The 21,886-nt window shown below is 45.8% G+C and carries 26 protein-coding genes and 1 pseudogene; 15 read left to right on the top strand and 12 right to left on the bottom strand.

The features are described 5' to 3' along the window. The 4 genes and pseudogenes from VFDL14_RS09320 to VFDL14_RS09335 all read right to left on the bottom strand — a co-directional run. Positions 1-537, bottom strand: a pseudogene (locus VFDL14_RS09320) (flagellin B); the annotation flags it as partial. 236 nt (positions 538-773) lie between these two features. Next, complete coding sequence (locus VFDL14_RS09325; protein ID WP_032551751.1) at positions 774-1,907, bottom strand: flagellin; 1,134 nt, start codon at positions 1,905-1,907, stop codon at positions 774-776. Positions 1,908-2,042: 135 nt separating this feature from the next. Then, positions 2,043-2,966 (bottom strand): Dyp-type peroxidase, encoded by a 924-nt coding sequence (locus VFDL14_RS09330; RefSeq protein WP_032551750.1) that lies wholly within the window; start codon positions 2,964-2,966, stop codon positions 2,043-2,045. A gap of 65 nt (positions 2,967-3,031) precedes the next feature. Beyond that, positions 3,032-3,493: a DUF2919 domain-containing protein gene (locus VFDL14_RS09335; RefSeq protein ID WP_032551749.1), complete on the bottom strand. Its 462-nt coding sequence runs from the start codon at positions 3,491-3,493 to the stop codon at positions 3,032-3,034. 108 nt (positions 3,494-3,601) lie between these two features. Here VFDL14_RS09335 and VFDL14_RS09340 point away from each other — a divergent pair, with 108 nt between their 5' ends. Beyond that, complete coding sequence (locus VFDL14_RS09340) at positions 3,602-3,943, top strand: DUF2956 domain-containing protein (protein ID WP_032551748.1); 342 nt, start codon at positions 3,602-3,604, stop codon at positions 3,941-3,943. 9 nt (positions 3,944-3,952) lie between these two features. Next, entirely contained in the window at positions 3,953-4,285 is a 333-nt protein-coding gene (locus tag VFDL14_RS09345; RefSeq protein WP_032551747.1) for a DUF4156 domain-containing protein, read from the top strand. A gap of 71 nt (positions 4,286-4,356) precedes the next feature. Here the strand turns inward: VFDL14_RS09345 and VFDL14_RS09350 are convergent, their stop codons facing one another. After that, the gene (locus VFDL14_RS09350) at positions 4,357-4,644 is read right to left on the bottom strand and encodes a winged helix-turn-helix domain-containing protein (protein ID WP_032551746.1); all 288 of its coding nucleotides are present in this window, start codon (positions 4,642-4,644) and stop codon (positions 4,357-4,359) included. Between the two features lie 205 nt (positions 4,645-4,849). Here VFDL14_RS09350 and VFDL14_RS09355 point away from each other — a divergent pair, with 205 nt between their 5' ends. From VFDL14_RS09355 to VFDL14_RS0123250, 4 genes are all read left to right on the top strand, one after another. Next, complete coding sequence (locus VFDL14_RS09355; RefSeq protein WP_032551745.1) at positions 4,850-5,197, top strand: ArsC family reductase; 348 nt, start codon at positions 4,850-4,852, stop codon at positions 5,195-5,197. A 100-nt stretch (positions 5,198-5,297) separates the two neighbouring features. Continuing rightward, positions 5,298-6,437 (top strand): succinyl-diaminopimelate desuccinylase, encoded by a 1,140-nt coding sequence (dapE, locus tag VFDL14_RS09360; protein ID WP_032551744.1) that lies wholly within the window; start codon positions 5,298-5,300, stop codon positions 6,435-6,437. A gap of 42 nt (positions 6,438-6,479) precedes the next feature. Continuing rightward, the gene (locus VFDL14_RS09365; protein WP_032551743.1) at positions 6,480-7,154 is read left to right on the top strand and encodes a M15 family metallopeptidase; all 675 of its coding nucleotides are present in this window, start codon (positions 6,480-6,482) and stop codon (positions 7,152-7,154) included. Positions 7,155-7,162: 8 nt separating this feature from the next. After that, a complete protein-coding gene (locus VFDL14_RS0123250; protein WP_032551742.1) occupies positions 7,163-7,354 on the top strand; it encodes a DUF2897 family protein in 192 nt (63 codons plus the stop codon). Positions 7,355-7,462: 108 nt separating this feature from the next. On the opposite strand, the gene bamC is transcribed toward VFDL14_RS0123250, so the two are convergent. Continuing rightward, positions 7,463-8,500, bottom strand: coding sequence for an outer membrane protein assembly factor BamC (bamC, locus tag VFDL14_RS09370; protein ID WP_032551741.1), 1,038 nt, complete (start codon positions 8,498-8,500; stop codon positions 7,463-7,465). 47 nt (positions 8,501-8,547) lie between these two features. Beyond that, positions 8,548-9,426, bottom strand: a complete 879-nt coding sequence (gene dapA / locus VFDL14_RS09375; protein ID WP_032551740.1) for a 4-hydroxy-tetrahydrodipicolinate synthase — start codon at positions 9,424-9,426, stop codon at positions 8,548-8,550. Between the two features lie 383 nt (positions 9,427-9,809). On the opposite strand from dapA, the gene VFDL14_RS09380 reads away from it, so the two are divergent. Both VFDL14_RS09380 and bcp read left to right on the top strand, forming a co-directional pair. Beyond that, the gene (locus VFDL14_RS09380) at positions 9,810-10,352 is read left to right on the top strand and encodes a glycine cleavage system protein R (protein WP_032551739.1); all 543 of its coding nucleotides are present in this window, start codon (positions 9,810-9,812) and stop codon (positions 10,350-10,352) included. Positions 10,353-10,364: 12 nt separating this feature from the next. Next, on the top strand, positions 10,365-10,832 hold the full coding sequence (bcp, locus tag VFDL14_RS09385) for a thioredoxin-dependent thiol peroxidase (RefSeq protein WP_032551738.1): 468 nt from the start codon (positions 10,365-10,367) through the stop codon (positions 10,830-10,832). 96 nt (positions 10,833-10,928) lie between these two features. Here bcp and VFDL14_RS09390 read toward each other — a convergent pair whose 3' ends face one another. Next, positions 10,929-12,002 carry an AI-2E family transporter gene (locus VFDL14_RS09390; RefSeq protein ID WP_032551737.1) on the bottom strand — a complete coding sequence of 358 codons (1,074 nt, stop codon included), beginning with the start codon at positions 12,000-12,002 and terminating at the stop codon, positions 10,929-10,931. Further along, entirely contained in the window at positions 11,995-12,234 is a 240-nt protein-coding gene (locus VFDL14_RS09395; RefSeq protein WP_032551735.1) for a sulfurtransferase TusA family protein, read from the bottom strand. Before VFDL14_RS09395 ends, VFDL14_RS09390 begins: the two co-directional genes overlap by 8 nt. A 179-nt stretch (positions 12,235-12,413) precedes the next feature. On the opposite strand from VFDL14_RS09395, the gene VFDL14_RS0123245 reads away from it, so the two are divergent. The 4 genes from VFDL14_RS0123245 (at position 12,414) to VFDL14_RS09410 (ending at position 15,341) form a co-directional block, all read left to right on the top strand. Further along, a complete protein-coding gene (locus VFDL14_RS0123245; RefSeq protein ID WP_032551734.1) occupies positions 12,414-13,868 on the top strand; it encodes a tetratricopeptide repeat protein in 1,455 nt (484 codons plus the stop codon). 88 nt (positions 13,869-13,956) lie between these two features. Then, entirely contained in the window at positions 13,957-14,307 is a 351-nt protein-coding gene (gene arsC / locus VFDL14_RS09400) for an arsenate reductase (glutaredoxin) (protein ID WP_032551733.1), read from the top strand. Between the two features lie 6 nt (positions 14,308-14,313). Further along, positions 14,314-14,904 carry an NAD(P)H:quinone oxidoreductase gene (wrbA, locus tag VFDL14_RS09405; protein WP_032551732.1) on the top strand — a complete coding sequence of 197 codons (591 nt, stop codon included), beginning with the start codon at positions 14,314-14,316 and terminating at the stop codon, positions 14,902-14,904. After that, the gene (locus tag VFDL14_RS09410; RefSeq protein WP_084181879.1) at positions 14,904-15,341 is read left to right on the top strand and encodes a DUF2069 domain-containing protein; all 438 of its coding nucleotides are present in this window, start codon (positions 14,904-14,906) and stop codon (positions 15,339-15,341) included. Before wrbA ends, VFDL14_RS09410 begins: the two co-directional genes overlap by 1 nt. A 99-nt stretch (positions 15,342-15,440) precedes the next feature. Here the strand turns inward: VFDL14_RS09410 and VFDL14_RS09415 are convergent, their stop codons facing one another. Then, the gene (locus tag VFDL14_RS09415) at positions 15,441-16,706 is read right to left on the bottom strand and encodes a DUF2066 domain-containing protein (RefSeq protein WP_032551731.1); all 1,266 of its coding nucleotides are present in this window, start codon (positions 16,704-16,706) and stop codon (positions 15,441-15,443) included. A 268-nt stretch (positions 16,707-16,974) separates the two neighbouring features. Between VFDL14_RS09415 and VFDL14_RS09420 the strand changes: the two genes are divergently transcribed. Next, positions 16,975-18,213: a uracil-xanthine permease family protein gene (locus VFDL14_RS09420; RefSeq protein ID WP_032551729.1), complete on the top strand. Its 1,239-nt coding sequence runs from the start codon at positions 16,975-16,977 to the stop codon at positions 18,211-18,213. Between the two features lie 88 nt (positions 18,214-18,301). Here VFDL14_RS09420 and upp read toward each other — a convergent pair whose 3' ends face one another. Further along, positions 18,302-18,928, bottom strand: coding sequence for a uracil phosphoribosyltransferase (gene upp / locus VFDL14_RS09425; protein ID WP_032551728.1), 627 nt, complete (start codon positions 18,926-18,928; stop codon positions 18,302-18,304). 167 nt (positions 18,929-19,095) lie between these two features. Between upp and purM the strand changes: the two genes are divergently transcribed. Continuing rightward, the gene (purM, locus tag VFDL14_RS09430) at positions 19,096-20,136 is read left to right on the top strand and encodes a phosphoribosylformylglycinamidine cyclo-ligase (RefSeq protein WP_032551727.1); all 1,041 of its coding nucleotides are present in this window, start codon (positions 19,096-19,098) and stop codon (positions 20,134-20,136) included. Between the two features lie 129 nt (positions 20,137-20,265). Beyond that, entirely contained in the window at positions 20,266-20,922 is a 657-nt protein-coding gene (gene purN / locus VFDL14_RS09435; RefSeq protein WP_032551726.1) for a phosphoribosylglycinamide formyltransferase, read from the top strand. A 76-nt stretch (positions 20,923-20,998) separates the two neighbouring features. Here purN and VFDL14_RS09440 read toward each other — a convergent pair whose 3' ends face one another. Then, entirely contained in the window at positions 20,999-21,844 is an 846-nt protein-coding gene (locus tag VFDL14_RS09440; protein WP_032551725.1) for a class II glutamine amidotransferase, read from the bottom strand. Positions 21,845-21,886 lie beyond the last annotated feature (42 nt).

Here is a 21,886-nt window from a genome sequence, read left to right as displayed (position 1 = left end):
CTCAGTTTGGTAACTCTTACCACCCATTTGAGCGTTGTCTGAACGCATGTCTTTCAGCTCAAGCATTACAGCTTCACCGTTGTCTGCACCAATTTGGAAAGACTTAGTGCCGTGTGTGCCGTTCAGAAGCTTGTTACCACCAAAAGAAGTTGTTTCTGCGATACGGTTTAGTTCGTCGTTCAGTGCTGTTACTTCTTCTTGAATCGCTACACGCTCAGACTTAGAGTTTGAACCGTTTGCAGACTGTAGAGAAAGGTCACGCATACGTTGCAGGATGTTTGTTGTCTCGTTCATTGCACCTTCAGCAGTTTGTGCAATCGAGATACCGTCGTTCGCGTTACGTACTGCTACGTCTAGACCGCGGCTTTGTACATTCAAACGGTTAGAGATTTGCAGGCCCGCAGCGTCATCTTTTGCGCTGTTGATTTTAGAGCCAGAAGCTAGACGCTCCATAGAAGTCTGTTGAGCGCTGTTTGCATTGTTTAGGTAACGTTGCGCAGTCATCGCTGAAACGTTGGTATTTACATTCACTGCCATGGTGATTTCTCCAATTGATTTTCCGGTGTTGCGGTTTCCGACGTCTCGGAAAACCAAGTAGTTCTCTCAAAGTTACTTTTAATAACGGCGCTAAATCTGAAACCTTTAGAGAAAAAATGAGAAAATTCAGAAATAAATTCGGTTGAATGAAAAAACGTGATTGGTGGGGTAAATATAAGAAAAAAGGAGAAAAAAACACTAAAGTTGTCAGAAGTGTTGCCGAGAGACGTGGCAATTTACCCCAGCAGAGTTAACGCCAAATTTGGCGCCTGTTTGGCTTGAGCAAGAATAGTGGTGCTCACCTGCTGCAAGATTTGCTGCTTGAGCATCTGCGTGGTCTCTTTGGCGTAATCGGTATCTTTAATACGGCTGTTTGAGGTCGCCAAATTCTCATGCACGTTTTGCAGGTTATTAATCGCGTGATCAAATCGATTCTGCATCGCACCCAGCTCTGAGCGATGGCTATCTACGTACTTCATTGCTGTATCAAGAATAGATACCGCTCGTTGCGCTCCACCAGCACTGGTTACATCAATATCATTGACCGATTCATAGCGACCTGATGACATGGATAACTCATCCGCTAGAGAACCTGAAAAGGAGATTGTTCCTGACGTTTGCTCGCCCGCCATGTAGATTTGTAGCTGCCCATCTTCATTGACCGATGCAGATACTTGGTCTGTTTGGCCGTTGATATAGGTCGCAAGCTGCTCAATATCATCACCCGCCTTAGCATTGATCGAGATGGATTGAGATTGCCCAAAACGATCGGTAAACGACATATTGAACTCAGTATTACCTGAACTCACCGCCCAACTCTTATCAGCCATACCATTAGCAACATAGCTAAAGCCGCCCATGTCGATGCCATCTGTTCGCATACTTTTTAGGCCTACTTGTACTGCCTCACCAGAACTACCACCTATTTGGAAAGCGGTATTCCCAAAACTGCCATTCAATAGCTTCTTGCCACCAAATGAAGTCGTTTCGGCAATTCGGTTCAGCTCGTCATTAAGAGCAGTAATCTCTTCCTGGATAGCAATTCGCTCAGATTTACTGTTCGAACCATTCGCTGACTGCAAAGAAAGGTCACGCATGCGTTGCATGATATTGGTGGTCTCATTCATCGCACCCTCTGCGGTCTGCATAATAGAGATACCGTCGTTAGCGTTTCTAACCGCAACGTCAATACCGCTCATTTGCGCTTCAAGTCGATTTGAGATTTGTAGACCGGCGGCATCATCCTTAGCGCTGTTAATACGGTTACCTGAAGCCAGTCGCTCCAAAGATTGATTCAGCATGTTGCTGGCATTAGAGAGATTTCTCTGTGCCACCAGTGCTGAAACATTGGTATTTACCGTAATAGCCATAGATGTTCGCTTATCCGTTGGGAGGTAATAAAGTCAATCGTTGCTTCTATATCGACCAACTTTGCCAACTCTTTAATCAAAAAAAGAGGCATAACGCCCCTTTTTGTATTTATCTAATTGTCGCTACGGCTATCGCTACTTAATCGACAGTTCAGCCAACATCTGCTGTGACGGTGCGAAGTAGTAAGCGCCAGTCACTGCACGGGTAAAGCGCAGCAATTGGTCAGTCTTACCATCTGTTACGCCATACATGCTTTCAAGCATTGCATCAAAGTTATGGCGAACATTACAGTAAGCAATGAATAGCAAGCCGTGATCGCCTGTCGCGCTACCGTAAGGCAGGCTATGACGAACAATTTTCAGACCTTTGCCTTCTTCTTTGATATCAACACGGCCAACGTGCGATGCTGCAGGCACATCTTCTAGCTCAATAGAATCAGGCTTAGTACGGCCGACTACTTTCTCTTGAGCTTTAACATTTAATCGATTCCAAGCAGGTAGGTTATGGATAAAACGCTGAACCATAACGTAACTGCCACCCGCAAATTCACCTTCAGGGATAAGTGCCACTTCAGCACGCTGAGCATCTTTCGGGTTCTCGGTGCCATCGACAAAATCCGTCATATCACGGGAATCTAGATAGCGGTAGCCGTAAGTCTCATCAACGACTTCTACATCTTCAGACACTTGCTCTAGCAACTTACGAATCACATAGAAGTGCAAATCGTGGCGGTTAGAGTGGCAGTGAAGCAGCACATCAGAGTCTGTGCTTGGTGCCGTTACGTCACCATCGCCAAGTGCCGGGAACGCGATTAAGTCAGCCGGAGCCGCTTGTTCAAATTTGTCCCAGAATGTTCTAGAGAAAGCCAATGAAAGAGTCAGATTAGACTCTGGTTGTGTCTCGTTCAGTTCTTTAACTAAAGAAGGCAGCTGCTTTAGTTGTTCTAATACTTGTGGTGCATTGTTTACGACTTTTAGCTGCACATACAGAGCGAAAGGCCCAGCTTCAGGTAAAATAGCACCTTGCGCTTGAGGCTGCTCATTTGAAGAGTTAAGCATAGTTCGATCCTTTCATTTTTAGCTTCTAGTATAAATATGATTGTATTAATTATTTTTGATTATTGTCAGTCTTCAGCTTCAACGGCGATAAAACAATCTCGTACAGTATTGCTCTTAATGAGGTAGATTAAAAACCACAATAACAGCATCAGTGTTACGCCATGTAACCAATGAAACACACCGTGATCGAGATAGACAAGATAAACGGTATGCGCAAACTGACTTAAAACAGCGAAAAGGGTGACCCATCGTCCCCAAGAGACAATCGTATTAATGTACGGACGTTCCGGTGATCTCAGGCCAAACAGCCACATCAATAAAACGCTCGGCACACTGAGAGCAATTCCCACATAAAACATTTGATGATCGGGGTAAACTATCTCTAATATTTTAGCTCCTGACTCACGACTAGCACCAGCCACAACAAACACGACCAAGGCCTTGGCTAAAAACAACCAACCCAGCCACAGTAAAATCGGTGCTTTAAGAAAGCCGTGTTTATCATATTGTTCTAAAGAATACCGCACAGCTCTCACTTCAGCTTATAAGAAAACAGACACTTTAACGCAAATCATTCATACTTCTCTAGGTTTACGTTATCTTATCTACATATTGGTATTAACGATTATCTCAGCATGAAAAAGAAGACACAGACACCTTCTGTTGAATCTCAACAAGAAGCGTTCAAAATTGCCAAAGCAACTCAAAAGCCAGGGCAAACCAAAGAGCAGACTAAACTCATTGCTCAAGGCATCGAGAAAGGCATCGCGCAATACAAGAAACAGCAAAAAGAGCGAAACCGTCAGGCCGATAAGGCAAAGAAGAAGCAACAAAAAGAGAAGCAGCAAAACCTTGCTCAAGCCAAAGAAGTCGCCACTGAGCCCGCAGCAGAACCAGCACAAAAACAAAATATGCTGCCGTGGGTACTATTGATTGTGAGCTGGCTTGGCTTCGCTGCCTACGTTACTCAATCGTGAGATGATGAAATGAAACGACTAACATTGGGGTTATTGACTCTCGGCCTATTAGCAGGGTGCACAACCCCGACTAAAGTGCCGCATGAGAACGCTCACCTAGTAAAGATGGACTACCATGGCATTATTGACGTCAGTAGTTGCCAATACAAAGGGGAGGTAACCGGGAGCGAGGGGCATTGGTATAGCTATCTATTCTTCCCGAATGACACTTTGGTTCAAGGAGCGATGAACGAGCTTAAATCTAATGCTATCGCGCTAGATGCAGACACCGTCATTTTTACGCTACCGCAAGACTTCGCGACATCGGTGACCATGCTTGGCGCTGCTTATGACTGCCCATAGTGTTTTCACGCTTTCGATAACATTAGATTGAAAACGAGTTGATAGAAAAGAAAAAGCCAGCTTTCGCTGGCTTATGCACTAAATCCAAGACTGGACGCTATATCACTCTTACGTTCCAGAACCCATTGACTGTCGAATGGTCCCCAATCAGATAACTGATAGTAACCATCATTATGACGTCGCCCATCTTGAATAAACATGAGTTCGATACCGATCCCCGGTAACGCCTTGAGTACATCTTGAATAGTACGACGAGGCCAACCCGTTTTTTCGATGAGTTTAGGCACATTCGGCCTTTCAAGGCTTTCGACGAGTAACGCTAAATATAGCCGCCTTGCAAAAACAGGACTCAACTCCATTGACACCTCCTATATATGTGCCAGTTAATTATTTCTTTTTTCTCATCCGACATGTTGAGGTTGATCAATAAGTCTCCATTCGTGACATTTTCTTACTGTTTTTTTTCGTTCTTTGAAATATTCCTCACTCTGTTTTGTCTGAATTCCGAGTTCCTGATAGGATTCCACACATAACAATGAAAGAAGATCACCAAAAGGAAGAATAATGACTATCACAATGTTTGGTATCCCGAACTGCGACACAATCAAAAAAGCTAAGAAGTGGCTACAAGCTGAAGAGATCAGCTTCGAATTTCACGATTACCGCAAACAAGGTGTCGATGAAGCACTAGTCCGCGGCTTCTGTGAGGAGCTAGGTTGGGAACAAGTGCTTAACAAGCGTGGCACGACTTATCGCCAGCTCACTCAAGAACAAAAAGATGGTCTAAATGAAGAAAATGCCATCGCTCTTTTGGTTGAACAACCTGCAATGATTAAGCGACCAATTCTAAAAGTTGAAGATAAGCTGCATATTGGCTTCAAAGCTGATCAATATTCCGCTATTTTTGCTTAATCCCCATTTGCACTAGCACTGAACACAACTTTAGAAACGTGGTGACCAAACGCCACGTTTTTTAAAAAAACAAAAGACAAGTAGAACAAGGAACTCAAGGATGACAGACAGCCCAACTTTGGCTCTGGCAAAAGATCTCATTAGCCGTCAATCAGTAACACCAGAAGACGCTGGCTGCCAAGAAGTAATGATCAATCGCCTCAAAGCCCTCGGCTTTGAAATCGAGGTGATGGTATTCGAAGACACCACCAACTTTTGGGCTCGCCGTGGCACAGAAGCACCGCTGTTCGCTTTCGCAGGTCATACAGATGTCGTTCCTTCTGGTCCTGCAGAGCTTTGGGATACGCCACCATTCGAACCAACGATTGTTGATGGTTACCTTCACGGCCGTGGCGCAGCGGACATGAAAGGTTCACTGGCTTCGATGATTGTTGCCGTTGAACAGTTCATCGCAGAAAACCCTGATCACAAAGGTTCTATCGGCTTTTTGATCACTTCGGATGAAGAAGGACCATTCATTAACGGTACTGTACGCGTTGTTGAAACACTGATGGCTCGTGGCGAGAATATCGACATGTGTATCGTGGGTGAACCTTCAAGTACAGAATTCGTCGGTGATGTAGTGAAAAATGGCCGCCGTGGCTCAATCACAGGCGATCTTACAGTCAAAGGTACACAAGGCCATGTTGCCTACCCGCACCTAGCGAATAACCCTGTACACAGCTCTCTGCTTGCGATTCATGAGCTTGCAACAACCGAGTGGGATAAAGGTAATGATTACTTCCCACCAACTAGCTTCCAAATTCCAAACGTGAGTGCAGGCACAGGTGCATCAAACGTTATTCCTGGTGAATTCAATGTTCAGTTTAACCTTCGTTTTAGTACTGAACTGAGCAACGACATCATTGTAGAGCGCATCACGAGCACTCTAGACAAGTACGACTTTGAATACGACCTGAAGTGGACATTCAATGGCGACCCGTTCCTGACTGATACTGGTGCTCTTCTGGATGCCATCGTTGATGCCGTTGACCACGTAAACGATGTAAAACCAGCGCTGTTAACGACTGGTGGCACATCTGACGGCCGCTTCATTGCACGCATGGGTGGACAGGTTGTGGAACTAGGCCCGGTAAATGCAACTATTCACAAAGTGAACGAGTGTGTGAAAGTCGCTGATCTAGAGAAGCTGACTGACATGTACCAACGTACATTAGTGAACCTACTAGCAAACTCATAGTCTTTAAAAACCAAAAAGACAACAATAAAGTTGGGCAACCTCATGACACCTAAAGAGTTAACCGGACAAGTAGAGTCTCATTTAGCAGAGACATTAATTGGAAGTAAAACCTTTCTTGTACATCATGAGGTCGCCCAAGATCTTCGCCGCTTAGTTGCTGCCGCCGAGCAAGCAGGTTACAAAATGGAGATCGCCAGTGGTTTTCGAAGCTATCAGCGTCAGTCGTTGATCTGGAATCGAAAATACGCAGGAGAAACCGCTATTTTAGACGGCGAAAGTCAACCGTTAGACGCCGCTCAGTTAACGGATACTGAAAAACTGTGGGCTATCTTGCGCTGGTCTGCCCTACCCGGTGCCAGCCGTCACCACTGGGGGACTGATTTTGACGTCTTTGCTCGCAATTATCTTCCCGCTGACACCCAACTGCAGTTAGAGCCTTGGGAATACTTCGAAGGCCACCAACACAGCTTTTATCAATGGTTAAAGGCTAACGCTGATGAGTTTGGTTTTTTCTTCCCATATCGCAAGGACTTAGGAGGCGTGGCTGTTGAGCCGTGGCACATTAGTCATAAACGCACTGCGCAGCTTTGTCTATCACAGTTATCGTGTCCCCTACTTGGCAATCAACTTCAGTCTGAGCCAATATTAGGGTATGAGATCGTTATGGAGCACCTTGAATCCATCTATGATCGTTTCATAACGAATATCAGTAACTAGGAGCTTATATGCTTGAATGGCTAACCAACCCTTGGGTCATCATTTTTATCGTGGTTAGTGTTGTCGTCGGTAACATAGCAGCACTCAAGTACACGGCAAACATGAACGTCGGCAAGGCAGACAAACTAAAACAAGAGAGTGATCTCGACAAGCTCAATCGTTTAGACAAACTCAATAGAGAAAATCTCGACGACAAGTAACGAATAGACGATACCGAGCCGTCACTCTCAAGCTAACAGACACAAAAAAGAGGACATAGCGTCCTCTTTTTTAATTGATGTCATTGAGACAGTAACGTATCAGCTGAGTTACTTCTCTTTGGTATCTTTAGTTTGGTCTGCTACATGCGCCAAGATAGGAACCAGAGACTTCAATAGCTCTTCTTCCACTGGTTTGCCTGAAGCATCAGTCACGTTGATAGACGTACGGTTACCCAAGTCACCAAATAGGAAGGTGTATGTACCCGGGCTTAGATCGATCGGCTTAAGGCCAATCTCATCCCAAAATTCATCATCTGGAGACGCATATTTCGCTTTCACGGTACCTTGTGACTGGTTACGTTCCTCTAGCTCAAAGCCCATTTGAGGCAGAAGCTTAGGCAGACGCTGCCACAATACGTTATAAGGCGTACGCGCGATGATCACAGGGAATCCGCTACGGTCTGAGCCCATCGAAATCGGGATCTTCTTAACCAGCTCTTGCGCTTTCAATGCCGCTTCAGCACGCAAATTCTCGTCATACTTCGCCATCACCAAGTTGGTCATGAAGGCGTTATAACGTTCTTTATTGGTCGCTGAAACAGGCTTCTCTTCAGAACCCTCACGCCAATCAATCAAGTTAAGCTTAAAGCCGTGACGATTATTCGCCTCAAAGCGAGAGATAGTGTAACGACTGCCAATCTCAACTTCTTCGTCTTCAGAGACCCAAGTAACCCAATCAGTCTCAATCTCTTTATCAGACTGCTCACGAATACCAATGTTACGCTCTGTCAGCATGTCCACGGCGGTTTGCCACACACGATCAGCTTCTTCAGCACGCAGTAACCAAAGAGTGACTTCACCGTTTTGACGCTCAGCACGCGCACCTGGGATAAGTTCCAACACCTGTTGTGGTGGGCGAATGTCGACATCGCGACCAATACCACCAGCAAACTCTCCCTTAGGGATATCGTAGTTTGGGTAGAATTGAGGGGTAGCGTCTTCAGGCAGTTGCCATTGAGTCAACGCTGGGGTTTCTAAGTATTCGAAGTCATCCTTGGCTTGACGACGTTGAGTCGGGCTGCCAGAGCATGCTGTAAGAACGAAAACAGCCAGTGAGCCGATCACTAGCTGGTGAGAATACTTCATTTATACTCCTAAATGCCGAAGACAAGCTTCGGCACTGTTTCAAACATTTAGTAAATACACGCTTCTGTCATTGCTTGCGCAACGATAGGTTGAGCTGGCTCTGACAGTTCTGTCAGTGGAAGTCGAAGACTGCCCTCAGCGATCAAACCCATTTTATGAACCGCCCATTTTACTGGAATTGGATTAGATTCAATGAACAAATGTTTGTGAAGTGGCATTAAACGCTCGTTAATGGCCTCTGCCTCTTCAAATTTGCCCTCTTTCGCCAGCTTAAACATAGTAGCCATGTCAGCTGCTGCAACGTTATTCGTTACTGAGATAACACCATCACCGCCACGTTTTACGAATTCTAGGCCTGTGAGGTCGTCACCACTTAGTAAGATAAAATCTTCGCCACAAAGTTCACGATGAATTGCAATTCTGTCTAGATCACCCGTCGCATCTTTAAGTGCAACGATGTTTTCAATCTTTGAAAGACGAGCCACAGTCTCTGGCAATAGGTCTACTGCCGTACGGCCCGGTACGTTGTACAAGATTTGAGGAACGTCGCTCACTTCCGCGATCGCTTTGTAGTGCTGGTACAAACCTTCTTGTGTCGGTTTGTTGTAGTAAGGTGTCACACTTAGACAACCTGCAATACCAGAACCATTGAGCAGACGGCTGAACAGTACTGACTCATGAGTTGCATTTGCACCCGTACCTGCAATCACAGGAATACGGCCATCAGCAAACTCAACCATCTTAGTAACGACTTTGACATGCTCTTCGATAGTCAATGTAGAAGATTCACCCGTAGTGCCTACTGCTACTAGACCATCACTACCTGCTGCAATGTGGTGCTCGACCAGTTTTTTAAGGCTTTCGAAATCCACTTCACCGTCAGAATTAAATGGTGTAACCAGCGCAACGATACTTCCTGAAAACATGTCTATCTCCCTTAATTTGTTCTTTTTGCATGTTACTGTAAGCCGATTAATAAACACAAGCGATTAAAGTCGCTTCGCGGCCACAACTGTATGAAATATTGTCGTATGTTAGAGGTCAAACGACTTATAAGCAGGTTCAATGCTAGAAATGATTTGCTTACGCCCAATGTAACTGATTTAACACCTAACTTGTCAGCGCGCGGTTAGTGGTAAGCTTTTCTCAAGATGTTCTCAAACTGAAGTGTCATACTCAGCTCAAACTCCGCTCATTGAGTACCCACTTAAGTCTAAGTGACTCATAAAAACACCCCGACCTTCACTCATTAGTTCCTGTATCTGTGCTAACATGCTCTCATCAATGGAATATAAAGAGACGTGATTTTATGACTCAACATCTAGTAATCACTGCAGTGGGCACAGATCGCCCGGGTATTTGTAACCAAGTGGTTCAGTTAGTCACCCAATCAGGCTGTAATATTATCGACAGCCGCATCGCGATGTTTGGTGAAGAGTTTACTCTCATCATGCTGTTATCAGGCAAAGCCAACAATATTACGCGTGTGGAGACGACACTACCCTTGCTTGGTCAGGAGCATGACCTGATTACTATCATGAAGCGAACGTCCCCGCATGATCATATCGAGAACTCCTATACGCTCGAAGTGTTTATCGAGTCTGACGATAGACTTGGTCTTACCGAAAAGTTCACCCAGTTCTTCGCCGATAGAGAGATTGGTTTGGACTCGCTCAGCGCACAGACCATCAACAAGTCGAAGGTACAACTCGATAACGATCAATTCCATATTTCAATTACTGCTTCTGTTCAATCAGAATGTAACCTGATGCAGCTACAAGAAGAATTTAACGCGCTGTGTCAAAGCCTATCAGTCCAAGGCTCGCTCAACTTTATCAAAAACAGTCTTTAAAAAGGAAATGTCATGAATACGCTGACAGCTGGCACTCCAGCACCTGCATTCTCTCTTCCAGATCAAGATGGCAACATCGTTTCTCTTGGTGACTTCAAAGGCAAGAAAGTCCTTTTCTACTTCTACCCAAAAGCGATGACGCCGGGTTGTATTGTGCAAGCAGAAGGTCTGCGCGACATCAAGGCTGAGCTAGATGCACTAAACGTTGTGGTTCTTGGTGTAAGCATCGACCCAGTTAAACGTCTGCCGAACTTCATTACCAAGAAATCACTGAACTTCTCACTGCTTTCTGACGAAAACCACGCCGTAGCTGAACAGTTTGGTGTTTGGGGCGAGAAGAAATTCATGGGTAAGGTTTACGATGGCCTGCACCGCATCAGCTTCTTAATCAACGAAGAAGGTGTTATTGAACACGTATTCAACAAGTTCAAGACCAAAACGCACCATGAAGTGGTTTTAGATTACTTCAAGCAAGACTAAATCAGCTTCTGAAACTGTTTCAGTCCAATAAAATTGAAAGGCCGAATATCTTTAATATTCGGCCTTTCTTTTTGTTCGTATTTTGAACCAAGCAAGCTACGCTTGTTCTATCTCATCTTCTAAAGCATGGCTTGGCAGAGCGTTCCACACAGCCTTCACCAACGTTGCGAGAGGAATCGCGAAAAAGACACCCCAGAAGCCCCATAGACCACCAAACACTAATACCGCGACAATGATAGCCACTGGGTGCAAGTTTACTGCCTCTGAAAACAACACAGGAACTAAGACATTACCATCAAGCGCTTGGATGATGCCGTACGCCAATAGCAGCCAGTAGAACGGTGGCGCCAGTCCCCACTGGAACAAACCAACGATAGCAACCGGCACGGTTACCGCCGCTGCGCCGATGTATGGAATCAACACCGATAGACCAACCGCGACAGCCAACAGCGCTGAATAACGCAAGTCTAGGATAGCGAAGGTCACATAGCTCACACCGCCGACAATTAAGATCTCAAGTACCTTGCCGCGAATGTAGTTTGAGATTTGTTGATTCATCTCAACCCAGACCTTGGTTGCCAAACGACGGTTCTGAGGCAGTAGTCCGCTCGCCATTCTGATCATCTCTTCTTTGTCTTTCAGCAAGAAGAAAATAAGCAGTGGTACCAAGATTAGGTATACCGCAAGCGTTGCAATACTCACCAGTGATGCCAGAGAGCCTTTCACAACGCTCTCACCCATGCCTAACACTTTGTTTTTCGCGTTCGACATCACTGACTCTACGATTTGTAGGTTAGCCAGTTCTGGGTAACGTTCAGGGATCGTCGCGATGAACTTTTGCAGCCCGAGGTACATATTCGGGATATCGTTAAGCAGGTTGCCGACCTGATTCCAAATGGTTGGAACCAAACCAAATAGAGCTATCAGCATCACACTGAAGAACATCAAGATAACCAACATCACAGACGGCGTTCTTGGCAAACCGAGACGCTGTAGTTGTGTCACTGGCCACTCAAGTAAGTAGGCAAGCACTATCGCCACCAGCAGCGGTGCGATCAAATGACCGAAAAAATAGATGGTAATAAAACCAAATAAAATGATGGCCACCAAACTGACTGCATGTGGATCAGAAAAACGTCGTTTATACCAACGATTCATCATTTCAAGCATTTGATTGCAATTCCTTTTTTGTAACTTGGATTTGGTGATGACCAGAGCAAGCTTCAACTTCTACACTAAAGGCATGCTTGGATAAAAAGCTTACAATATCGGTCATTGAGCTCTGATCAGCAATATGTATCAACAAGGACTGACCATTTTCTAACTTAACACTGTGACGCTTGGCTAATAATAACGCCATTGGGCAGCGCTCTTGGCGTAAATCTAGAATATTAGGTTTCATTATCTAGCTCGATGCTTATTATAAGGGTCGTATTGTAATCTGTTTTTGAAAACGTGCCATCTTTCATTCCGCAACCTTTAGTTTAACGCACGTACTTAAACAAAGGTGAGAACAGATAAAGAACCATTTCGTGTTGTCCTTGTCTTACTGTCAGAAGAAACGGAGTATTACTGACTAATATGTTTAAACGCGCTCGCTCAATAGCTTGCTTATGCATCGCTACAACACTCGGCACCCCATTACTGGCTCAAGCAAATAGTTTGGACCTTCCCGATATCGGAACGGCGGCCGGCGGCACCCTGACCATAGACCAAGAGTTGATCTATGGTGATGCTTACATGCGCATCATTCGTAGCAGTCAGCCAGTGGTTAATGATCCCGTGCTTAATCAATACATTGATAGCCTGGGTCACCGACTCGTCGCCAATGCCAACGACGTAAAAACGCCGTTCAACTTTTTCATGATTCGCGACAGAAACATCAACGCATTCGCCTTCTTTGGTGGCTATGTTGCGTTGCACTCAGGTCTGTTCCTACACGCTCAATCTGAGAGTGAACTGGCTTCGGTACTGGCTCACGAGATCGCACACGTGACTCAGCGCCACTTAGCACGAAGTATGGAAGACCAAGCTCGTCGATCGCCGGCAACCATTGCTGCACTCGCAGCATCGGTGTTGTTGGCAATCGCTGCACCAGAAGCAGGTATCGCGGCTCTGACAGCCACAACAGCTGGAAACATGCAGAGCCAGATCAACTACACGCGTAGCAACGAGAAAGAAGCCGATCGCTTTGGTATCAGCACCATGGCTAAAGCTGGATTTGATGTGAATGCAATGCCCCGCTTCTTTGGTCGTCTTGCTGACGAGTACCGTTATGCAAGTACACCACCACCAATGTTGCTGACTCACCCATTACCAGAGGACCGTATTACTGACTCGCGCGCACGTGCTCGCAGTTACCCGCCTCTCAAACTCGCACCATCACTCGACTACCACTTAGCCAGAGCGCGCATTGTTGCTCGCTATGCAGGTATTGATGGCGATGCGGCATTAGATTGGTTTGAGCGCAAGTTGAAGAAAGCTCCGAAATCTATGGTCCCATCTCTAGAGTACGGACAGGCGCTAGTATACCTAGATACGAAGAAGCTTGATAAAGCCGAACCGATTCTAAACAAGCTGATCACCAATGACCCGACCAACCTTTTCTATCTCGATGCGATCTCGGATTTGCACATCGAACAGAAAAAGCCACAAAAGGCGATCAAAGAGCTGAAGGCGGCATTAGTACGTCAACCAAATAACTCAGTGCTGACAATCAATTACGCTAATGCGCTACTTGAGAACCAGGAGCAGCAAGAAGCGATCCGAGTGCTACAGCGTTATACTCACGACAACCCAAATGACACCAACGGTTGGCACCTATTGTCGAAGGCTAACATCGACTTAGGCAACAGTGATGAAGACCTAGCTGCACGAGCTGAGATTTTGGCTCTGCAAGCGAACTGGAATAAAGCAATCCAGTACTACACTCAAGCCAGTCAAATCGCCGAGCTAGGCAGCCTTAAACAAGCGCGTTACGACGCACGTATTGACCAATTAATGATTCAACGTGAACGCTTCTTGGCACTACAATAGTAATCACCTTAAGTAAGACTCAACCTGTGAGGGTGGCCAATGTGTCGCCCTCACAGAAATAAACTAAAAATAATATCGAGGAAGAACCATGTCTGTCGTAATTTATCATAACCCTCGCTGCTCAAAGAGCCGTCAAACTCTAGCGATTCTTGAAGAAAATGGTGTTCAACCAGAAATCATCAAATACCTAGAGACGCCTCTGTCTGTTGAGCAACTAAAGGTTCTGTTTTCCCAACTAGGTTTTGAAACCGTTCGCGAGATGATGAGAACAAAAGAAGCGGATTACAAAGAAGCAAACCTAGGCGATAGTTCTGTAACCGATGAGCAACTATTCGCGGCGATGGCGGATAACCCAAAACTATTTGAACGCCCTGTTGTTGTTGCCAATAACCGCGCAAAAATCGGTCGCCCACCAGAGCAAGTACTAGAGATCCTATAAGGCTTTATGAGCGTTTCAATACTGGTCTTATATTACAGTCGTCACGGCAACACACTCGCATTGGCTCGACAAATCGCGCGCGGCGTTGAATCAGTCTCTGGTTGTGAAGCCGTGTTACGAACAGTACAAGAGATCCACACCAGCGATGCTTCTCCACGTAATGATGTTACAACTGGTGACCCGTGCGCTAGCCTTGAAGACCTAAAAGGATGTGATGGCTTAGCGCTAGGCAGCCCTGTGTGGTTTGGTAATATGGCAGGGGCGATGAAGCACTTCTGGGATAGCACGACCCCGCTATGGGTTAACGGTGATCTCATCGATAAACCAGCCTGCGTCTTTACTTCCTCTTCCTCTTTGCATGGTGGTCAAGAGACCACTCTGCAAACGATGATGCTACCGTTACTGCATCATGGCATGCTTGTTATGGGAATTCCCTACTCTGAACCCGCTCTGCACACTACCCAAACGGGTGGTACACCTTACGGAGCAAGCAGCGCTGGTGAACACAGCACGTTGAGCAAAGAAGAGATTGAACTGGCGCAAAATCTTGGAAAGCGCTTAGCTAGAACCGCGATAAACCAGAAAGGAATATCTTGATTATGTATATGTCTGAAAAAGCGATGTCTCCCAAGACTAAGCTATTTCGTTACTTTGCTTTGGTGGGTAACTTATTGCTTCTGGGCTGGGTAGTTGCATGGCAGATGACCCTTTCCCCGCACCCTCATTTAGACAATGTCGCACTTGCAATTGTATGGGCGGTACCACTGCTTTTGCCGCTACCGGGTATTTTAGCGGCTAAGCCTTACACCCATGCGTGGGCTAACTTCATCTTGATGCTCTATTTTCTACATGCATTAACGATTTTGTATGTCGATGGTGGTGAGCGCATGCTCGCGGCAGTTGAGCTTCTGCTCACGACCTTAGGTTTCGCTGGCAACATTCTGTTTGCTCGTTTCCGAGCGAGAGAGCTGGGCATTAAGCTTAAACGCCTATCTGAAGTCGAAAAGAAAGAGAAAGCCAAGTTTGAACAGTAATTAGTAGATGGTCTCATTGTTAGCACCGCTATCGATTACAACACCTAACAGCTATAAAAAAGCCCTGCATCGCAGGGCTTTCTTCATTGTTAAGCTCGATTATCGAATCCACTCATAAACCAGGCTTGGCTTTAGCGGTTTTGGAGCGCTGGTAGTCTCAACAACTTCACTGCCTGCGACTTCTACGGCTGCTTCGTCTTCGTCAGTGGCATTCGTCTCTGACTCTGCGTCCGACGCTTTGACTTCCGCAGATAAGTTACTTGGAGTGACCACTTGTGGCGCATCCTCAGCTTCCGGTTGTGGTTCAACGCCACCCACCGACAAAGTATTGTCTTGTACTTCAAATTCAGGCGTCTGCTCTGGCTCTATATAAGATGCTTCAACTTTCGCCACAGAACGTAGGCGCTCCACTTCTGTCTCAAACTCATCTTGAGTCGATAACAGGTGAATTCTAAACGTCACTTCATGATTCTGAATCTTCAGGATATCTAAGCTTGCTACTGAATTAAGTGCTTTTAACGCGTTCTCTAGCTGGAAGAAGTCTTGTGCATTATTCAAGCTAATGAATTGCGCAAGAATTGACTCCGAAGACTCACTCGCGACTGTAACCGCACTTTTCTCAGCGTAGTAGTTACTGATTTCATTAACCAATGACTGAGACGCAGAAGCACCACTACCTGAAACAGACCCCGTTACCGGTGATTTTGGTGAACTGGTTATCTGATTAGGCTGTTGATCGTAAAGTGTCCAACGTAGACCTGACGGCTGAGCACGCACAACCAGCACCGCATCCACGGGATAACGTTGACTTGCTTGACTGATAGGTGAAACAAAGCCACCCCACAGATCAGACGTTGCAATACCTGTGATGTCGTCGAAGTCACCTACAGGCAGCGTAATTGGTAGGCCACGCAGTTTCGCACTTTGTTGAATGCCTGCCGCTAGCTCAGAATTCGAGTGTTCCCAAACGATATTCTTGTCGTAGTTTTGTTCTTCAACTAGCCACACTAATACGTTGGAGCGAGTTTCAGGCCAGTATGGTAATTGCGCTTGAGTCAATAGGTTGCGAATCTGAGCGCCATTAAAGCGCATACGCAGCGTAGTTTGCTCGCTTGTTTCGCCAAAACTCATTTGTGACAGGTATTGAGCGCTTTGACGCATCGCCTTTTTTACCGTCTCATTAGCAGCAACGTCTGTTTGGCCAGTTGCACGGACCAGCACCTGTTGCATACCTTCATTTCTAGCCGCTCTCTCTGGCTCTTTCTGTTCTGAATTGATAGCCACTTCGGCACTGAAAATATCCACCTGAGTCAGTGCATAACTCGGCGCAGCCAAAAGTCCCATCAACAATGCTAAATAACGCATATCGATCCTAGTCTTAAAATCTTGTGCCCTGATGATAAGCAACTATGGGTAACTGGGCAAGGACGATGGCAGATACTCGATTGAATAACCGAGAATTATCGGGGTGATATATAGCAATTAAGGAAAATTAGTGAAGACTTAAGTGATAATGCACATATTTTCGGCAAATGAGCGATAAATTTGACATAACCTATATAGCAATCGATTGCGAGGTGATAAAATCCCGCGAATTTTATTTTTTACTTCACGATTAGCTCAAGGACCTATCATGAAAAATGCTTTGCAAGGTGCGCAAATGCTCTTTGTCGCCTTTGGTGCACTGGTATTAGTCCCCCTACTTACCGGTTTAGATCCCAATGTTGCACTGTTCGGTGCTGGTATTGGTACTCTCCTCTTCCAAGTCATCACTCGCCGTTCGGTTCCAATTTTCTTAGCCTCTTCTTTCGCGTTTATCGCACCGATCATGTTTGGCGTACAAACTTGGGGCATAGGTGCCACAATGGGTGGCCTAATGGCAGCAGGTGTGGTCTATGTGCTGATGGGTGGCCTAATTAAAGTTCGCGGCGTTGGTTTTATCCATAAGCTATTACCACCAGTGGTAGTTGGTCCGGTTATCATGGTTATTGGTCTTGGTTTAGCACCAGTGGCAGTTAACATGGCACTGGGTAAAACTGGAGACGGCGCAGTACAGCTGGTGGATGCCGATGCGGCTCTTTGGATCTCAGCGATTTCACTGATTGTTACCATCATTATTAGCGTATTCGCCAAAGGCTTCTTAAAGCTGCTGCCAATATTTGGTGGTATCGTAGCGGGTTACGTCACAAGCCTAGTCTACGGCGCGGTCGACTTTACTCCGGTAGCTCAAGCCTCTTGGTTAGCTATGCCTAACTTTGTGGCGCCAGAGTTCAACATCAATGCAATCTTCTTCATGGTGTTCGTTGCTATCGCACCTGCCGTTGAACACGTTGGCGACATGCTGGCCATTTCGAACGTAACGGGTAAAGACTACCTTAAAAAACCGGGGCTACACCGCACCATTACCGGTGACGGCGTGGCAACGATTGCTGCTTCTATGCTGGGCGCGCCACCAAACACAACTTACAGTGAAGTAACGGGTGCAGTGATGCTAACGAAAGCCTTCAACCCAGTAATCATGACTTGGGCTGCGGTCACCGCTATCGTGCTTGCATTGGTTGGTAAGCTAGGTGCCTTGCTGCAAACTATCCCGGTTCCAGTTATGGGCGGTATTATGATTCTACTGTTTGGTTCTATTGCAACAGTTGGCCTAAATACGCTTATCAAAAACCAAGTAGACCTGCACAAATCACGCAACCTAGTGATCGTCGGTGTGACACTGGTATTTGGTATCGGCGGCATGGCTTTTGGTATCGGCGATTTCAGCCTTCAGGGCGTGAGTTTGTGTGGTATCGTAGCAATCCTACTAAACCTTGTATTGCCAGAAGAGCTAGGTGAGAACCACTCTGTAGACACTGCGCAAATCAAGTAATCGAGAACAAACAAAAAGGGAGCGTATCGGATGATACGCTCCCTTTTTTCATTGTTGGTCATAGCAAATATCGCTACAACCAACCGAATTACTTAGTACCGAAGATCTTATCGCCAGCATCACCTAGACCAGGAACAATGTAGCCCTTGTCATTTAGCTTCTTATCGATTGCCGCAGTGTAAAGCTCTACATCTGGGTGTGCTTTCTCAAGTGCTGCAATACCTTCTGGCGCAGCTACAAGAACAAGAATCTTAAAGTGCTTACAACCTTTCTCTTTCATAAGATCGATAGTTGCGATCATTGAGCCACCCGTTGCTAGCATTGGGTCAACAACAAGAGCAATACGCTCATCGATGTTAGACGCTAGCTTGTTGAAGTATGGCACAGGCTCAAGTGTTTCTTCATCACGGTAGATACCAACTACACTGATACGTGCACTTGGAATATGCTCTAGTACACCGTCCATCATGCCAAGACCAGCACGTAGGATTGGCACAACTGTTACTTTCTTACCTTTAATTTGGTCAACTTCTACTGGACCATTCCAGCCGTTGATCTCTACACGCTCAGTTTCGAAATCTGCTGTCGCTTCATATGTTAGAAGGCTACCCACCTCTGTTGCTAGTTCACGAAAACGCTTCGTGCTGATTTCGCCTTCACGCATCAGGCCAATCTTGTGCTTAACTAGCGGGTGTTTTACTTCAACAACTTTCATTTCCAACTCCGGCAATATTTAAATAAACCCACAGATTATACATCGTTTTTATCACATTTTCAGTATGTTTATTTGGCAAAAAAATCACGCAAACGTTTGCTCTTATTTAGCAAGCCCTGTTAGAATAGCGCCGTTTTCACATCCAACTTAAGACCGAGGACTATCCCGTGAGCGGTAATAATTCTTCTCTAAGCTACAAAGACGCTGGTGTTGATATCGATGCAGGTAACGCACTAGTAGATCGTATTAAAGGTGCTGTAAAACGCACTCGTCGCCCAGAAGTAATGGGTGGCATTGGTGGCTTTGGCGCCCTATGTGAACTACCAACTAAATACAAAGAGCCTGTACTGGTTTCAGGTACAGATGGTGTAGGTACTAAGCTTCGCCTTGCTTTGGATATGAAAAAACACGACACCATAGGTATCGACCTAGTGGCAATGTGTGTGAACGACCTTATCGTTCAAGGTGCAGAACCTCTATTCTTCCTAGACTACTACGCAACAGGCAAACTAGACGTTGATACCGCAGCAGACGTAGTTTCTGGTATCGCTGAAGGTTGTGTGCAATCAGGCTGTGCGCTTATCGGTGGTGAAACTGCTGAAATGCCTGGCATGTACGAAGGCGAAGACTACGACGTAGCTGGTTTCTGTGTTGGTGTTGTTGAAAAAGCAGACATCATCGACGGCACTAAAGTTGCGGCGGGTGATGCGCTTATCGCTGTAGGCTCAAGCGGCCCACATTCAAATGGTTACTCTTTGATTCGTAAAGTACTAGAAGTATCTGGTGCAGATAAGAACGAAGAGCTAGAAGGTCGCACCATTGGTGAACACCTACTAGAACCAACTAAGATTTACATCAAGTCAGCACTTAAGATGATTGCAGAGCATGATATTCATGCTATCTCGCACATCACAGGTGGTGGTTTCTGGGAAAACATCCCACGCGTACTTCCAGAAGGAACAAAGGCAGTCATCGACGGCAACAGCTGGGAATGGCCAGCTATCTTCAACTGGCTACAAGAGAAAGGTAACGTGGAGACATTTGAAATGTACCGCACTTTCAACTGTGGTGTTGGCCTAGTCGTTGCTCTTCCAAAAGAGCAAGCTGAAGCGGCTGTTGAGCTGCTAAAAGCTGAAGGCGAGAACGCTTGGGTGATTGGTGAAATCGCACAAGCCGCTGAAGGTGAAGAGCAAGTTGAAATCAACTAAGCTTGATTGCTAACTCGCACGATTAAGAATGAGGACTTTAGGTCCTCATTCTGCTATTTACGCCCCAGAAAACCTTAAAATATGTAGGTAAATTGTTATTTACTCTCACTCATCGCGTTTGATACCTCTATGAAAAATAATGCCCCTCAGAAAAACATCGTCGTTTTGATCTCCGGAAGCGGAAGCAACCTCCAAGCAATCCTTGATGCTTGTCAGAACCAGCACATTAATGCTTCTATCAAAGCTGTTTTCTCAAATAAAGCAGAGGCATATGGCTTAGAGCGTGCACGTACTTCAGAAGTCCCAGCACACTCTCTTGATCCAAAATCATTCGAATCAAGAGAAGCGTTCGATCGCGAGCTAATGCAACAGATCGATGCCTATCAACCTGACTTAATTGTTCTCGCTGGCTATATGCGTATTCTGAGTGCTGATTTTGTTCGTCATTACTTAGGAAAAATGATCAACATTCACCCTTCACTACTGCCGAAGTATCCAGGGCTGCACACACACCAAAGAGCCATTGATGCCAAAGACAAAGAGCACGGAACCAGTGTTCACTTTGTCACGGAAGAGCTAGACGGTGGACCAGTGATCTTACAAGCTAAGGTGCCTGTTTTTGCAGAAGACGATGCTGACGAATTGGCAAGCCGAGTACTGACACAAGAGCACCAAATCTACCCATTGGTGTGTCAGTGGTTCTGTGATGATAGATTAGTGATGAAAGAGGGTTGTGCTGAGCTCGATGGAAACACGCTTGGCAAACATGGCTACGCACAAGACTAGAAACGTGTTTATAGCCAATAAACAATACTAAAAAGGCCGCATTGCGGCCTTTATTGTTTTGAGCTTAGTATAACGCTTACTCTAAGGGTTCGGTTGGAGCTTGGCTCGCCACCTTTTTAGGAGCGTAAGCCACATCAGCTAAAGCTTGATGGTTAGACTCAATCAACTCACCGAAATGGAACAGTGCAAACTCGCCTGGTTTCATTCGCGCCCACTCTTCGTTGTCCGTTAATGGCTGTGTTGCTACCACACTCACAACATCATTCGGCGTGGTCTCTTCCTGAAAATTGATCTCTACATCTTCATCAATCAGGCTCGCTTTACCAAACGGAGCGCGTCGTGTGATCCAGTAAAGGTGATTGGTACAGTACGTCATCACATACTCGCCATCACTCAGCAGCATATTGAATACGCCCTTTTCACGCAGCTTGTCACAGCACTCAGCAACAAAGCGGAACATCCCCATCATATCTTGAGGAGGCTCAGGAAAACGGTCTTCTAACTGCTTAAGTAGCCAGCAAAACGATAGCTCACTGTCTGTCTGACCAACCGGGCGAAAACGGCCGCTTTCAAGGTCATCATAGTCGGTTAACTGACCATTGTGAGCAAAGGTCCAGTACTTACCCCATAACTCGCGAGTAAAAGGATGAGTATTTTCTAGGTTAACACCACCACGATTTGCTTGACGGATATGACTGACAACAGCACAGCTTTTAATTGGATAGTTTTGAACCAGCTCTGCGATCTTTGACTCGCAGCTTGGATTCGGATCCTTAAAAGTACGAAAGCCTTTTCCTTCATAGAAGGTAATGCCCCAACCATCTCGGTGTGGGCCAGTTTTACCGCCACGTTGCATCAAGCCAGTAAAACTAAAACAAATATCCGTTGGCACATTAGCGCTCATGCCGAGCAATTCACACATGGTTAAACCTACTCCCTCTTCAACCAAACATGGAGCTCAACT

The sequence above is a fragment of the Vibrio fortis genome (genome assembly GCF_000695685.1).
Lineage (GTDB): Bacteria > Pseudomonadota > Gammaproteobacteria > Enterobacterales > Vibrionaceae > Vibrio > Vibrio fortis_A.
This window is presented reverse-complemented; position numbering and strand designations above follow the sequence as displayed.

Bases quoted from the DNA above. Each gene is read 5' to 3' on its own strand.
- VFDL14_RS09325 (WP_032551751.1), bottom strand. From the start codon at position 1,907: ATGGCTATTACGGTAAATACCAATGTTTCAGCACTGGTGGCACAGAGA.
- wrbA (WP_032551732.1), top strand. From the start codon at position 14,314: ATGAGCGTTTCAATACTGGTCTTATATTACAGTCGTCACGGCAACACA.
- VFDL14_RS09395 (WP_032551735.1), bottom strand. From the start codon at position 12,234: ATGAAACCTAATATTCTAGATTTACGCCAAGAGCGCTGCCCAATGGCG.
- upp (WP_032551728.1), bottom strand. From the start codon at position 18,928: ATGAAAGTTGTTGAAGTAAAACACCCGCTAGTTAAGCACAAGATTGGC.
- dapA (WP_032551740.1), bottom strand. From the start codon at position 9,426: ATGTTTTCAGGAAGTATCGTTGCGCTGGTTACACCATTTAATTCTGAC.
- dapE (WP_032551744.1), top strand. From the start codon at position 5,298: ATGACAGACAGCCCAACTTTGGCTCTGGCAAAAGATCTCATTAGCCGT.
- VFDL14_RS09340 (WP_032551748.1), top strand. From the start codon at position 3,602: ATGAAAAAGAAGACACAGACACCTTCTGTTGAATCTCAACAAGAAGCG.
- bamC (WP_032551741.1), bottom strand. From the start codon at position 8,500: ATGAAGTATTCTCACCAGCTAGTGATCGGCTCACTGGCTGTTTTCGTT.
- VFDL14_RS09440 (WP_032551725.1), bottom strand. From the start codon at position 21,844: ATGTGTGAATTGCTCGGCATGAGCGCTAATGTGCCAACGGATATTTGT.
- arsC (WP_032551733.1), top strand. From the start codon at position 13,957: ATGTCTGTCGTAATTTATCATAACCCTCGCTGCTCAAAGAGCCGTCAA.
- VFDL14_RS0123245 (WP_032551734.1), top strand. From the start codon at position 12,414: ATGTTTAAACGCGCTCGCTCAATAGCTTGCTTATGCATCGCTACAACA.
- VFDL14_RS09390 (WP_032551737.1), bottom strand. From the start codon at position 12,002: ATGCTTGAAATGATGAATCGTTGGTATAAACGACGTTTTTCTGATCCA.
- VFDL14_RS09365 (WP_032551743.1), top strand. From the start codon at position 6,480: ATGACACCTAAAGAGTTAACCGGACAAGTAGAGTCTCATTTAGCAGAG.
- VFDL14_RS09330 (WP_032551750.1), bottom strand. From the start codon at position 2,966: ATGCTTAACTCTTCAAATGAGCAGCCTCAAGCGCAAGGTGCTATTTTA.
- VFDL14_RS09420 (WP_032551729.1), top strand. From the start codon at position 16,975: ATGAAAAATGCTTTGCAAGGTGCGCAAATGCTCTTTGTCGCCTTTGGT.
- VFDL14_RS09415 (WP_032551731.1), bottom strand. From the start codon at position 16,706: ATGCGTTATTTAGCATTGTTGATGGGACTTTTGGCTGCGCCGAGTTAT.
- VFDL14_RS09345 (WP_032551747.1), top strand. From the start codon at position 3,953: ATGAAACGACTAACATTGGGGTTATTGACTCTCGGCCTATTAGCAGGG.
- VFDL14_RS09380 (WP_032551739.1), top strand. From the start codon at position 9,810: ATGACTCAACATCTAGTAATCACTGCAGTGGGCACAGATCGCCCGGGT.
- purN (WP_032551726.1), top strand. From the start codon at position 20,266: ATGAAAAATAATGCCCCTCAGAAAAACATCGTCGTTTTGATCTCCGGA.
- VFDL14_RS09355 (WP_032551745.1), top strand. From the start codon at position 4,850: ATGACTATCACAATGTTTGGTATCCCGAACTGCGACACAATCAAAAAA.
- bcp (WP_032551738.1), top strand. From the start codon at position 10,365: ATGAATACGCTGACAGCTGGCACTCCAGCACCTGCATTCTCTCTTCCA.
- VFDL14_RS0123250 (WP_032551742.1), top strand. From the start codon at position 7,163: ATGCTTGAATGGCTAACCAACCCTTGGGTCATCATTTTTATCGTGGTT.
- VFDL14_RS09350 (WP_032551746.1), bottom strand. From the start codon at position 4,644: ATGGAGTTGAGTCCTGTTTTTGCAAGGCGGCTATATTTAGCGTTACTC.